8 protein-coding genes, 2 tRNA genes and 2 rRNA genes are annotated in these 13836 nt (G+C 61.1%); 4 read left to right on the forward strand and 8 right to left on the reverse strand.

The features are described 5' to 3' along the window. Positions 1-139: 139 nt before the first annotated feature. The 4 genes from CAL26_RS18905 to CAL26_RS18920 form a co-directional block, all read right to left on the reverse strand. A 23S ribosomal RNA gene (locus CAL26_RS18905) occupies positions 140-3026 on the reverse strand. 367 nt (positions 3027-3393) lie between these two features. Continuing rightward, a tRNA-Ala gene (locus CAL26_RS18910) sits at positions 3394-3469 on the reverse strand. Between the two features lie 11 nt (positions 3470-3480). Further along, a tRNA-Ile gene (locus CAL26_RS18915) sits at positions 3481-3557 on the reverse strand. Positions 3558-3641: 84 nt separating this feature from the next. Beyond that, positions 3642-5172: ribosomal RNA gene (locus CAL26_RS18920) — 16S ribosomal RNA — on the reverse strand. Together the 16S and 23S rRNA genes with 2 tRNA genes alongside form the textbook arrangement of a ribosomal RNA operon. Before the next feature lie 696 nt (positions 5173-5868). On the opposite strand from CAL26_RS18920, the gene CAL26_RS18925 reads away from it, so the two are divergent. Beyond that, positions 5869-6435, forward strand: coding sequence for a carboxymuconolactone decarboxylase family protein (locus CAL26_RS18925; protein ID WP_256988528.1), 567 nt, complete (start codon positions 5869-5871; stop codon positions 6433-6435). A gap of 138 nt (positions 6436-6573) precedes the next feature. Here CAL26_RS18925 and CAL26_RS18930 read toward each other — a convergent pair whose 3' ends face one another. Continuing rightward, on the reverse strand, positions 6574-6843 hold the full coding sequence (locus CAL26_RS18930) for a hypothetical protein (RefSeq protein ID WP_094848319.1): 270 nt from the start codon (positions 6841-6843) through the stop codon (positions 6574-6576). Between the two features lie 436 nt (positions 6844-7279). On the opposite strand from CAL26_RS18930, the gene CAL26_RS18935 reads away from it, so the two are divergent. Continuing rightward, positions 7280-8239 (forward strand): LysR substrate-binding domain-containing protein, encoded by a 960-nt coding sequence (locus CAL26_RS18935; protein ID WP_094848320.1) that lies wholly within the window; start codon positions 7280-7282, stop codon positions 8237-8239. Here the strand turns inward: CAL26_RS18935 and CAL26_RS18940 are convergent. Next, positions 8215-8925 (reverse strand): glutathione S-transferase, encoded by a 711-nt coding sequence (locus CAL26_RS18940; protein WP_094848321.1) that lies wholly within the window; start codon positions 8923-8925, stop codon positions 8215-8217. The two genes, CAL26_RS18935 and CAL26_RS18940, sit on opposite strands and share 25 nt — an antisense overlap. A 193-nt stretch (positions 8926-9118) precedes the next feature. Here CAL26_RS18940 and CAL26_RS18945 point away from each other — a divergent pair, with 193 nt between their 5' ends. Both CAL26_RS18945 and CAL26_RS18950 read left to right on the forward strand, forming a co-directional pair. After that, on the forward strand, positions 9119-9685 hold the full coding sequence (locus CAL26_RS18945) for an HdeD family acid-resistance protein (protein ID WP_094848322.1): 567 nt from the start codon (positions 9119-9121) through the stop codon (positions 9683-9685). 104 nt (positions 9686-9789) lie between these two features. Beyond that, complete coding sequence (locus CAL26_RS18950) at positions 9790-12303, forward strand: DUF3772 domain-containing protein (RefSeq protein ID WP_094848323.1); 2514 nt, start codon at positions 9790-9792, stop codon at positions 12301-12303. Here the strand turns inward: CAL26_RS18950 and CAL26_RS18955 are convergent. Both CAL26_RS18955 and CAL26_RS18960 read right to left on the reverse strand, forming a co-directional pair. Continuing rightward, positions 12300-13037, reverse strand: coding sequence for a hypothetical protein (locus tag CAL26_RS18955; RefSeq protein WP_143277454.1), 738 nt, complete (start codon positions 13035-13037; stop codon positions 12300-12302). The two genes, CAL26_RS18950 and CAL26_RS18955, sit on opposite strands and share 4 nt — an antisense overlap. A gap of 165 nt (positions 13038-13202) precedes the next feature. After that, positions 13203-13817, reverse strand: coding sequence for a transglycosylase SLT domain-containing protein (locus CAL26_RS18960; protein ID WP_094848325.1), 615 nt, complete (start codon positions 13815-13817; stop codon positions 13203-13205). Positions 13818-13836: the final 19 nt, after the last annotated feature.

Consider the following 13836-nt stretch of genomic DNA (forward strand, 5'->3'; position numbering starts at 1 on the left):
GCCAGGTCGAGGGTATTGGGGGGTGCTGCGTGGTACTGCTTGGTGTTGAATTCGGGTTGGGATTGCGGGCACATTCGCAAGCATCATGGCTTTATGCAAGCCGCTTGCTTTGGATGGTGCTGTCAACCATCAGGGTTATAGGATCAAGCCGCACGGGCAATTAGTATCGGTTAGCTTAACGCATTACTGCGCTTCCACACCCGACCTATCAACGTCCTGGTCTTGAACGACCCTTCAGGGGGCTCGAGGCCCCGGGATACCTAATCTTCAGACGAGTTTCCCGCTTAGATGCCTTCAGCGGTTATCTCTTCCGTACATAGCTACCCGGCAATGCCATTGGCATGACAACCGGTACACCAGAGGTACGTCCACTCCGGTCCTCTCGTACTAGGAGCAGGCTCCGTCAAGTATCCAACGCCCACGGCAGATAGGGACCAAACTGTCTCACGACGTTTTAAACCCAGCTCACGTACCTCTTTAAATGGCGAACAGCCATACCCTTGGGACCGGCTACAGCCCCAGGATGAGATGAGCCGACATCGAGGTGCCAAACACCGCCGTCGATATGAACTCTTGGGCGGTATCAGCCTGTTATCCCCAGAGTACCTTTTATCCGTTGAGCGATGGCCCTTCCATTCAGAACCACCGGATCACTATGTCCTGCTTTCGCACCTGTTCGACTTGTCAGTCTCACAGTCAAGCACGCTTATGCCATTGCACTATCAGCACGATTTCCGACCGTACCTAGCGTACCTTCGAACTCCTCCGTTACGCTTTGGGAGGAGACCGCCCCAGTCAAACTGCCCACCATGCACTGTCCCCAACCCGGATAACGGGCCAAGGTTAGAACCGCAAACAGACCAGGGTGGTATTTCAAGGTCGGCTCCACCGAATCTGGCGACTCGGTTTCCGCGCCTCCCACCTATCCTACACAGGCCGGTTCACAGTCCAATGCAAAGCTACAGTAAAGGTTCATGGGGTCTTTCCGTCTAGCCGCGGGTAGATTGCATCATCACAAACACTTCAACTTCGCTGAGTCTCGGGAGGAGACAGTGTGGCCATCGTTACGCCATTCGTGCAGGTCGGAACTTACCCGACAAGGAATTTCGCTACCTTAGGACCGTTATAGTTACGGCCGCCGTTTACCGGGGCTTCGATCAAGAGCTTGCACCCCATCACTTAACCTTCCGGCACCGGGCAGGCGTCACACCCTATACGTCGACTTTCGTCTTTGCAGAGTGCTGTGTTTTTAATAAACAGTCGCAGCCACCGATTCTCTGCGACCCCATCATGCTCAGCGCGCAGGCGCCTCACACTACCGGGGCATACCTTCTCCCGAAGTTACGGTATCAATTTGCCGAGTTCCTTCTCCCGAGTTCTCTCAAGCGCCTTGGAATATTCATCCCGTCCACCTGTGTCGGTTTGCGGTACGGTCTCGTACAGCTGAAGCTTAGAGGCTTTTCTTGGAACCACTTCCAATCACTTCGCGAGACATGCTCGCTCGTGCCACACCCTTGAGTCACGCGCCCGGATTTGCCTAAGCGCCCTCTCTAATGCAGCAACAGGGACATCCAACACCCTGATGATCTTCCGCAATCCGTCCCCCCATCGCACTGTACGATGGTGCTGGAATATTAACCAGCTTCCCATCAGCTACGCATCTCTGCCTCGCCTTAGGGGCCGACTCACCCTGCGCCGATGAACGTTGCGCAGGAAACCTTGGACTTACGGCGAGGGGGCTTTTCACCCCCTTTATCGCTACTCATGTCAGCATTCGCACTTCTGATACCTCCAGCAACCCTTACGAGTCACCTTCACAGGCTTACAGAACGCTCTCCTACCGCGTACACCCTAAAGTGCACACCCGCAGCTTCGGTTTATCGCTTAGCCCCGTTACATCTTCCGCGCAGGACGACTCGATCAGTGAGCTATTACGCTTTCTTTAAAGGATGGCTGCTTCTAAGCCAACCTCCTGACTGTCTAAGCCTTCCCACTTCGTTTCCCACTTAGCGATAATTCGGGACCTTAGCTGGCGGTCTGGGTTGTTTCCCTCTTGAGTCCGGACGTTAGCACCCGGTGCTCTGTCTCCCAAGCTGGACTTGCGGGTATTCGGAGTTTGCCATGGTTTGGTAAGTCGCCATGACCCCCTAGCCATAACAGTGCTCTACCCCCCGCAGTCATACTTGAGGCACTACCTAAATAGTTTTCGGAGAGAACCAGCTATTTCCAGATTTGTTTAGCCTTTCACCCCTATCCACAGCTCATCCCCTAGTTTTTCAACACTAGTGGGTTCGGTCCTCCAGCACGTGTTACCGTGCCTTCAACCTGGCCATGGATAGATCATCTGGTTTCGGGTCTACACCCAGCGACTAAAATCGCCCTATTCGGACTCGCTTTCGCTACGCCTTCCCTATCCGGTTAAGCTCGCCACTGAATGTAAGTCGCTGACCCATTATACAAAAGGTACGCCGTCACCCCACAAGGAGGCTCCGACTGTTTGTATGCATACGGTTTCAGGATCTATTTCACTCCCCTTCCGGGGTTCTTTTCGCCTTTCCCTCACGGTACTGGTTCACTATCGGTCGATCACGAGTATTTAGCCTTGGAGGATGGTCCCCCCATCTTCAAACAGGATTTCACGTGTCCCGCCCTACTTCTCTTACGCCTAGTTCCACGCATTGCATTTCGCCTACAGGGCTATCACCTGCTACGGCCGGGCTTTCCATCCCGTTCGACTATACAACGCGCTAAATCGTAAAGGCTCTTCCGATTTCGCTCGCCACTACTTTCGGAATCTCGGTTGATTTCTGTTCCTCGAGTTACTGAGATGTTTCAGTTCACCCGGTTCGCTTCCTGGAGCCTATGTATTCAGCCCAGGATACCGTCTCGCGACGGTGGGTTTCCCCATTCGGATATCTGCGGATCAATGCTTGTTTGCCAGCTCCCCGCAGCTTTTCGCAGGCTACAACGTCCTTCATCGCCTGTGATCGCCAAGGCATCCACCATATGCACTTAGTCGCTTGATCCTATAACGCTGATGGCTATAGAACTCTTCCAAGCAACCGTCTTGCTCTGACATGATACTTTGCGTTTGTGCCGTTCAAATTCACTTGAGTTTGAACTACTAATGCAATCACAACCCGTATTCAACGACGCATTTATCGCCATATCGATATCGCTATCAATACAGACAATAAACACACCGCCAATACTTCTCGTTGTGCTTCTTCCAGATTGTTAAAGAACGAATAAAACTGTCGAGTCAAAAACTCAACGATCAAGGCTCGTAAGCCATATCGAGGTATTTTTCGATATCGCTTCAAACACTGATCGTTGAACTCTTTCCGCGGACCCTTCGACGCTGCACCCGCCTCGTTTATCAAACAAGGCAATTGGTGGAGGTGAACGGGATCGAACCGATGACATCCTGCTTGCAAAGCAGGCGCTCTCCCAGCTGAGCTACACCCCCAGATAAAACCTTGGTGGGTCTGGTTGGATTCGAACCAACGACCCCCGCCTTATCAAGACGGTGCTCTAACCGACTGAGCTACAGACCCAATTCGCATCGGATCCGCTTTCGATCCAGTCTTAAACAACAACCGATAAGTGTGGCCGCTTGACAAACGCACGCGCTTGCTCTGAAAGGAGGTGATCCAGCCGCACCTTCCGATACGGCTACCTTGTTACGACTTCACCCCAGTCATGAATCCTACCGTGGTAATCGCCCTCCTTGCGGTTAGGCTAACTACTTCTGGTAAAACCCACTCCCATGGTGTGACGGGCGGTGTGTACAAGACCCGGGAACGTATTCACCGCGACATGCTGATCCGCGATTACTAGCGATTCCGACTTCACGCAGTCGAGTTGCAGACTGCGATCCGGACTACGATCGGGTTTCTGGGATTGGCTCCCCCTCGCGGGTTGGCGACCCTCTGTCCCGACCATTGTATGACGTGTGAAGCCCTACCCATAAGGGCCATGAGGACTTGACGTCATCCCCACCTTCCTCCGGTTTGTCACCGGCAGTCTCATTAGAGTGCCCTTTCGTAGCAACTAATGACAAGGGTTGCGCTCGTTGCGGGACTTAACCCAACATCTCACGACACGAGCTGACGACAGCCATGCAGCACCTGTGTTCCGGTTCTCTTGCGAGCACTCCCAAATCTCTTCGGGATTCCAGACATGTCAAGGGTAGGTAAGGTTTTTCGCGTTGCATCGAATTAATCCACATCATCCACCGCTTGTGCGGGTCCCCGTCAATTCCTTTGAGTTTTAATCTTGCGACCGTACTCCCCAGGCGGTCAACTTCACGCGTTAGCTGCGCTACCAAGGCCCGAAGGCCCCAACAGCTAGTTGACATCGTTTAGGGCGTGGACTACCAGGGTATCTAATCCTGTTTGCTCCCCACGCTTTCGTGCATGAGCGTCAGTGTTATCCCAGGGGGCTGCCTTCGCCATCGGTGTTCCTCCACATATCTACGCATTTCACTGCTACACGTGGAATTCCACCCCCCTCTGACACACTCTAGCCCGGTAGTTAAAAATGCAGTTCCAAGGTTAAGCCCTGGGATTTCACATCTTTCTTTCCGAACCGCCTGCGCACGCTTTACGCCCAGTAATTCCGATTAACGCTTGCACCCTACGTATTACCGCGGCTGCTGGCACGTAGTTAGCCGGTGCTTATTCTGCAGGTACCGTCAGTTACGCCAGGTATTAGCCGGCGCCGTTTCTTTCCTGCCAAAAGTGCTTTACAACCCGAAGGCCTTCATCGCACACGCGGGATGGCTGGATCAGGGTTGCCCCCATTGTCCAAAATTCCCCACTGCTGCCTCCCGTAGGAGTCTGGGCCGTGTCTCAGTCCCAGTGTGGCTGGTCGTCCTCTCAAACCAGCTACGGATCGTCGCCTTGGTGAGCCGTTACCCCACCAACTAGCTAATCCGATATCGGCCGCTCCAATAGTGCGAGGTCCGAAGATCCCCCGCTTTCCCCCGTAGGGCGTATGCGGTATTAGCTACGCTTTCGCGTAGTTATCCCCCGCTACTGGGCACGTTCCGATACATTACTCACCCGTTCGCCACTCGCCACCAGACCGAAGTCCGTGCTGCCGTTCGACTTGCATGTGTAAGGCATCCCGCCAGCGTTCAATCTGAGCCAGGATCAAACTCTTCAGTTCAATCTCTGTTTCGTACAACCCAAGGTCCATCGACCCGGGCTGTCTTTCGCTTAGCGCTCTCAAAGGAAGTGATAGAACCCAGACGATCTTGCGACCATCTGATTCCTGACACTTACTTCTGTGAGCACTTGATTTCTTCGGCCCCGGCCGCCGTGCGCTCGAACGTTACCGTCCAAACACCACACCGGCTCGGGCGCGCCTACATCCATCAAGCGCCCACACTTATCGGTTGTTAGTTTTTAAAGAGCAGTTCTGTTTGCTGTCACCGCGGCGCTCGGCTGGTTTGCTTTGCGTCGCTGCTGTGTCAGCAGCAGAGAAACGAGATTATGAAGGCTTTTTTTGGGGCTGTCAAATCAGCGTCGCTTTATTTTGCTTTGCCGCTTTGACCGCGGCGCTCGCGTTACCGCTCGCCCCGCCCTGCCCCTCCCCGATCCAACAGACATGCCGCCAAACCAGGGGTACCGACTTCTTCTCGCCCTTCGCTTCAGCAGCGAAGGGGCGCGACTATAGCACAGGAATTCGCGATGCGTGTGGCCATGCGGATGAAAGCGGCACCGTTTCAGATCGATGTAGGCGGCCTGCCCCCACAATGTCGATCCGATATACCCGCTGCCATTGTGTCTTGACACCGGGATGACCGTCCCGCATGCCGGGAGCGCCATCCGCGGCGCCGAGCAGGCAGCCCTGGAGACCCGCATGAGCACCCCCCGTTTGCCCCGTGTTCCTTTACTGGAACCCGCGCAGATGAGTCCCGAACAGAAGCGCATCCACGATGTGATCACTTCCGGGCCTCGCGGGCAGGTACGCGGCCCGCTCGCGGTGTGGCTGCATCGGCCCGCCATGGCTGAACATGCACAGGCGCTGGGCCAGTATTGCCGATACGAGACCAGCCTGCCCACCCGGCTGTCGGAATGGGCGATCCTGATCATGGCGCGCCATTGGCGTTCCGAGTATGAATGGTGGGTGCACAAGCCTCGCGCCATCAAGGCGGGCCTGGACGAGAGGATGGTGAACGCCCTGCGCGACGGCACGGCCATTCCCTATGCCCATGCCGATGAGGCGCTCGTCCACGAGTTCCTGACGGTGCTGCACGAGACGCGCCGGACGCCGCAGGACCTCTACGACCGGACGGTGCATGTGCTGGGTGAAGCCGGCGTGATCGACCTGGTGAGCATCGCGGGGTACTACACCCTGATCGCCATGACCCTGGGCGCCTTCGATATCCGGCCGCCGGAAGGCGAAAGCATCGAACTGGACGTATAGCGTGGACGTATAGCGTGGACGTATAGCGCTCGATGCCGCAAACCGGCGGACGGGGTGGCGCATCGCGGTTGACGCGCGCCGATCACCCGTGACCGACCACGGGTAACCGGCTGCCGGTATCGGACCACCCGTAATGGACTACCAGTAATAAAGGCTCATGGCATAGGCGCGATGCTGCTCGAATTCGCGCAGGGCCTGGGCTTCGGCGAGTTCTTCCGGGGAAGCCCCGATATCCAGGAGTTCCGCTTCGGTCAACTGGTGCAGCTTGAGCGAGGTGTCCGGGGTCGACCAGCTCTCCCAGAGCGCGATGAACGGGGCGGCGAAGAATGCGCGGACACCGCGCCATACACCGGCGCGCTCGACGGGCGCGGACGTCAGGGCGGCCACAGCGGTAGCGTTGTCGGACATGGGTTGCTCCTCATGAAAACAAGATTGGGGTTTGCACGAGCCATCTCGTCGCCCCACGCCGACAGGCGCGGCGGCCAGCGTATCCACGGACGGCGAGCACGCCGACGCGGTTGACAGGCGTACGGCAACAGGCGCCTGGGAGTCACCGCCTGCAATGGGACGGTTCCTCACGATCGGCGTATCCGCGGACGATGGCGGCGGTCCACCCTCTTTTTCAGATTTCTCCGACACGGGGTCGGGTCGATGTGACATATGAGCGCTCCTGCTCATGGCGGTCGGTCGCCACGTCGGTACCAGACGACCATGTGGCGCAAGGGTGGTTAGAATATTCAACCAACCTGGGGAGTGGAAGCCGTCATTTCTGCTCAGACTGGTTAGCCATACTTACCAGCTATCCTCATCCAGGAGCCCACCACGAGCCCACCACACGCCCGCCATGAGCCGCTTGCCCCTGAATACCCTGCCCGTCTTCCGCGCGGTGGCCGAAAGCCAGAACCTGCGCGCCGCCGCGGAGGCACTGCACTTGACGCATAGCGCCGTCAGCCAACAGATCCGCCTGCTGGAATCCCGCCTGGGACATGCGCTCTTCGATCGACGCGGCAGGCGTGTGGTGCTGAATGCCGCCGGCGCGGCCCTGCTGCGCAGCGTGCAAAGCGCATTGGCGGTGCTGGATGAAGGCGTGCAGGCGGCCGCGGCGGCGGCCGGCACCACGGAACAGCGCCTGCGCATCAGCGTCTTGCCGTCGTTCGCGCAGCGCTGGCTGCTGCCGCGCATGGGCCGCTGGCATCAGCGGCATCCCGGCCTGGCGCTGGAAATCGAGACCTCGCAGCGTGTCGTCGACCTTCAGCGCGACGGCTTCCATGCCGCGCTGCGCCAGGGCCTGGGGAGCTGGCCAGGCGTCGTCGCCGACCGCCTGTTCGACGGGTCGATGGCCATGATCGCGGTCGCCAGCCCGGCCATCGCCCGCCGCCTGGCGGGCGCGACGCCCGAGGACTATCTGCACGAACCGCTGCTGGGCGAAAGCGGCCTATGGGAACACTGGTTCGCCGCGGCCGGCATACGCGGCAAGCGGGGCAAGGTCACCCCGGTCGCGATATTCAACGATGCGGCGCTGCTGCTGTCGGCGGCGGAGCAAGGACTGGGACTGGCCGTGGTGCGCGAGCTGCTGGCGGCCGATGCGCTGCGTGACGGACACCTGGTCAGGCTGTCGCCCATCGCGATCGACCACGAAAGCGCGCGCGCCTATCACCTGGTGTATCCGCCCACGCTGGCCGACTGGCCGCCCCTGGCCGCGCTACGCGACTGGATACATGACGAGCTGTCCGTATCGCTGGCGGAGCTGGAAGCGTCACGCGCGGGCGGAAACGCGCATCAACTGGCGTCGAGCTCGGGATAGTGCCGGAAGATTCCGTCGCCATAAGGCAGGCGGCGTTCGCTGGACAGATAGTCCTTGAGCTCCGGCAAGGCGGCGACGCGTTCGTAAAGGCGCCTGACCTTGGGATACTGGCCCGCCAGCGTCGCCATGCGCTTGGGAAAGGCAAAGCGCAACCCGTCTATCAGCTGGAATAGCGACAGGTCGGCATAAGTCCATTTTTCACCGCCGGCCAGCCACAGGCCTTCGTGCACCAGGACGCGCTCGAACCAGGCCATGAACTTGGGGATGCGCTCCTCGCGGAAGTGCTTCGCGCGGCGCGCCGCCTCTTTCTTCTGGTCCTCGTAGTAGAGACTGTTGGCGATGGGGTGATGCACGTCGTGGGCTTCGGCGACCAGGTCGGCGATGGTCAGCTGTATCTGGTGCACCCAAAGCCGGCCGGCCAGATCCTGCGGCGCCAGTCCGTGCTTTTCTCCCAGGAACAGCAGGATGTTGGCGGTCTGCCCGACCGATACGCCTTCGCCGACCAGATACGGCGGCGCGAAGGGCGGATGATGATCGCGGGCCTTCATATCGCGCACGATGGCGTTGTCGCCGCCCGGTTCCCGCGCTCGATCCCGGTAGGAAATGCCGCCGGCTTCCAATGCAAGCCGGACGAACTCGCCGCGCCCGGGAATACCGTCCCAATACCAGAGATCGTAAGGTGTCATCGCTGCGTCTCCATTGAAGCGCGCAAGTTAGCAAACCGTGTACCCATCAATGATAGGCAGGATATGGCCAAGCTTGTACCGATCTGGTGGCAAATGCAAGGCAACGTGGACGAACCCAGGCGGGAAACGATGTGGTAGCGTGGTCACGCCGACATATCCGGTCGACGGCAATCCTTGCATCAAGGAGAGAACCATGAACGGTGTGATAAGCAATGCCTGGTGGGTACTCGTCGTGCGCGGCGTACTCGGAATCGCGTTCGGTGTGCTGGCGCTGGCCTGGCCGGTACTGACGCTACTGGTCTTGGTGGCGATGTTCGCCGCCTACGCGGTGCTGGGCGGCATCGCCGCGGTCGCCGGCGCATGGCGAGCCCGCGGGACGCCGGCGCGCGCGAGCGACACGTGGATGATCATCCTGTTGGGACTGGTGGCGATCGCCTGCGGCATCATCGCCATCATGTGGCCGGCCATCACGGCGCTGGCACTGGTGCTCATCATGGGTGTCAATGCCCTGGTGGCGGGCGTGCTGGACATCGTCGTCGCCGTGCGCCATCGCGACACGATCAAGCACACCTGGCTGCTGGTGCTGGCGGGCCTGGTGTCCATCGTGTTCGGCTTGGGCGTGGTGATCGTGCCTGGCGCCGGGGCACTCGCACTGGTGTGGATGATCAGCATCTATGCCATCGCAACCGGCATTCTGTTGCTGGCGATGGGCATACAGGCACGACGCGGCCAGGACATGGCGCGGCACGCGCCTGTGTAGGGTACGACGCGCGGCGCATTTCCCCGTGGCGCCGGCATATTTTTGTTGCAGCCATGGTGTTGCCCGCGGGGTATGCTTCGGCGTCCTCAACCTGCACCGCGCCAATGCGTTACCCCGCACTCCTTCCAGCCGACCTGCCCCCCCATCACCGGCCCCGCCACTGCGCCACCCGCGCGCGGGGATCCTGGCTCCGGCTCGCCGCCGCGCGGCCACTGCTGGCGCTTCTGCTGGGCCTGAACCTGTTCCTGGCGGCGGGCTGGACGCCGGCCCAGGCGCAGGCGCCCTCCGGCCAGCAGGAGATAGACAAGGCGCTGGATTCGGCCCGCAAGGACATGGAGGCGCTGCGCAAGAACCTGTCCGAACAGACCGACGACACCGAATTGCTCCGCCGCCGGGCCGCCGCGATCGATATCCAGTCCAAGGCGGACGCCATTGCCGACAAGCTCGCGCCCATCCTGACCTCGGTGCAGGCGCGCCTGACGGAACTGGGCCCCGCGACCGACACCGGCAAGGAGGCGCGCGACATCGCCGCCCAGCGGGCGGAACTGGAGAAAAACCGCTCGACGCTGGACGCGCAGATCAAGCTCGCGCGCCTGCTTTCCGTGGAGGGCGTGCAGACGGCCGAATCGATATCGACCATGCGCCGCTCGCAATTCCAGGCACGCCTGGGGGAGCGCCGGCCGTCCATACTGGGCGGGCAGTTCCGCGACGATTTCAGGAACGACCTGCCGCGCGACATGAGCCGCCTGGCCAGCCTGCGCGACGAGCTGGCGGCCGCGTTGAGCGGCACCCCGGGCTGGGTGTGGAGCATCCTGCTGCTGGCGGCCGCCGTCATCGTGGGCCTGACCGTGCTGGCCGCGCGCCAGATGCGCCGCTTCACCGCCTCGCGGGTCCCCGCGGGGCGGTTGCGCCGTTCCTTCCATGCCCTGATCGTCGTGATGGCGGCCACGCTGGCGCCCGGGCTGATCGGACAATTGCTCTACATCGGTCTCGACTGGCAGGGACAGCTGCCGGACGAGTTGGAATCCCTGATATCCGGGTTCGCCGGCATCCTGTGCCTGGGCGGCTACGTCACCGGGCTGGGGCTGGCGCTGCTGTCGCCTTCGCGGCCGTCGTGGCGGCTGCCGGACATCCCGGATCGCATCGCCAAGAAGATGCGCTGGTTCCCGCATGTGCTGGGGCCCTTGATCGTCCTGGTATGGCTGCTCGATCGCCTGCCGGTTTCGCTGAACGCCAGCCTGTCGACGACCATCGCGTTCAATTGCCTGGTGACGATCCTGCTGGTGGTGGTCATCGTCGTCGGACTGGTGCGATTGGAGCGCACGCGCCGCAAGGTGCTGCACGACCCCGAAAAAGGCCAGGCCCCGCCGCGCCACCTGTGGCTGCTCATCGCGGTCAGCGTCGCATGGCTGATGGTCGCCGGGTCGCTGCTCGCCGTATTCACCGGCTACGTGGCCTTCGGCAACTTCGTCGCGAAGCAGGTGGTCTGGGCGCTCATCGTGCTGAGCTCCGCCTATCTCCTGGCGCTGCTGGTCGACGATTTCTTCATGTCGGTGCTCGGCACGCCCCCGCGCGACGCCGACGGGCACGAACGGGGGCGCGAACCGCGCATCCGCGACCAGGCGGCGGTGGTGCTCTCCGGCCTCGCGCGCCTGTTGATCGGCCTGATCGCGCTGATCATGGTGCTGGGCCAGTTCGCCGAAGGCCCGATGGAGCTGCTCCAGCGCGCCGAACAACTGCTTAACGGACTGTCCATCGGCCAGGTGCAGCTGCGCCCGGCCGCGCTGGTGCAGGGCTTCCTGGTGCTGTTCGCCGGGCTGCTGGGCGTACGGCTCCTGAAGCGGTGGCTGATCAACCGCTACCTGCCGACGACGACGCTGGACCCGGGCATGCAGACCTCGGCCACCACGCTGTTCGGCTATGTAGGCGTGGTCGTCGCGGTCGGGTTGGCGCTGTCCGCGCTGGGCCTGGGGCTGGAACGGATCGCCTGGGTGGCCAGCGCCCTGTCGGTGGGTATCGGTTTCGGCCTGCAGGCGGTGGTGCAGAACTTCGTATCGGGGCTGATCCTGCTGGCCGAACGGCCGGTCAAGGTCGGCGACTGGGTGTCGCTGGGCGGCGTCGAAGGCGACATCCGGCGCATCAATGTCCGCGCGACGGAAATCCAGATGGGCGACCGTTCGACGGTGATCGTGCCGAATTCGGAGTTCATCACCAAGACCGTGCGCAACGTCACCCATGCCAACCCGCTGGGGCTGGTCCAGATCAAGCTGCCCATGCCCTTGAGCACGGATGCGGCAAAGGCGCGCGAGATCATTCTTTCCGCGTTCGTCGATCACGAGGACGTGTTGGAGACGCCCGCGCCCAATGTCTTCCTGGATGGGATCGACGGCGGCAACCTCGTGTTCAACGCCACCGGCTACGTCGGCTCGCCGCGCCAGGCCTACGGCACCCGCAGCGCGTTGTTGTTCGAGGTGCTGCAGCGCCTGGCCGCCGCCAACATCGGCCTGGGCAAGCCGCCGACCATGCTGGTCAGCGCCCCGGCCGCGCCGCTGTTGCCGGGCATTTCGGCGGCGGAGCAGCCTCGGCCGACCCCGGCGCCGGGGCAAGAGGATGCCTAGGCCCTGGAATAGTTCGGCAGGATTTCACCGACAAAAGAGAAATAGCGCGAATTGATCAGCGCCTTGGCGAGCTGGCCGGGGCCGGCGTCCTGGGGTGCGAGCGTCATATCCATCCCATACGGCTGCGCGCCGGACTGCGCGAGCTTATAGACCGCCATCCTGTACATCCAGGCGATCCATTCGGTGCAAAAGAATATCCGCTTGGCGGCGACCGCCGCGTCGACGAAGGAACCGCCCGCGCGTATGACCTCGCGCTCCGTCGCGAGCTTGCTGTCTTCGTCCTGCTCGCCGGGACCGAACACGTGCTTCAGGATCGAACGTTTTTCCAGGGCCAGTGCCGCGAGGTTGTATTTCCACCTTTCGTTCGCGCCACGCACCACGAAAGCGGGCGCCTCCCTGTGCACGAGGTCCGCGACGTCCTTGCGCTTGCAGCGCCAGACGTGGTAACCGACCGTGATCATGTCTTTATCCAGCGTAGACCTGTAGATGTTCGGCGCCAGGCGATTGGAATTGACCATCAGGTCGCGCTTCAGCATGGGCACGGGCCGCCGCCCGTAGACACCTTCATTGCCATCGTGCGGCAAGCCGCCGTTCACGTCATAAATAAAGCTGCTTTGCCCGGCGACGCTGCCCTTGCCGGCGATGCCGCCGTGGACATAATTAGACCCGGTCATCCCGCTGATGACGGCTCCGATCGGATCCCCGACGGCGCTATCGAAATAGAGTTTGAGCATGATGTCGCCGGGTGCGACCTGGCTTCTCAGCATGCCGCATCTTGCTTTCAGTCTGTCCGATGCCATTCCGTTCGATTCCACAGCACGATAATCCAGCGGCGATCGTACGTGGCGTCCCCCGGGCCGCCTATGAGAATGGGCCGCGCGGGCGATAGGAAACCGTACTTAGAATGGCCAGAAGCCGGAGTCGAGGTCGTCCTTGCAACCGGCATATTGCTGGCGGAAGCGGTCGGCGCGCGCCTGCACCTTGCGCGCGACGCCGATCAGCCAGGGCTTGCGGTTGTAGCTTTTGGCGCGATAGCCGCCCCAGCCTTCGTGGTACGCCAGGTATTGGCCATAGGCGTCCCACTTGGACACGCCGTTGAGCTTCTGCGTCTTGTCGATGTACCACCCCATGAAATCCAGGGCGTCGTCGAAATCGTCGCGACTGGCGAACCAGCGGTTGTTCTGCTTCACGTAGTCGCTCCAGGTCTCGTCCTTGGCCTGCGCGTAGCCATAGGCGGAGCTGACGCGGCCCCAGGGGATGAAGCCCAGCAGATAGTCGCGCGGCGGCTTGGCGTCGTAACGGAAGCCGGATTCCTGGAACAGGATCGCGAACGGCACCTGCACCGGCACGCCCCATTTTTTCTGGACGTCCAGCGCGGCGTCGTACCAGTCGTCCTTTTCGCGGAAGATCGCGCAGATGTCTTCCGGATTGCGCGGCGGCGCGCTGGCGCAGCCGGCCAGCCACACGGAACAGGAAACCGCCGCCAGCACGGCGGCGCGGCGCAGGCCGCCCATGGGGCGCACGGGACGTCCG

Source organism: Bordetella genomosp. 9, assembly GCF_002261425.1.
Lineage (GTDB): Bacteria > Pseudomonadota > Gammaproteobacteria > Burkholderiales > Burkholderiaceae_B > Bordetella_C.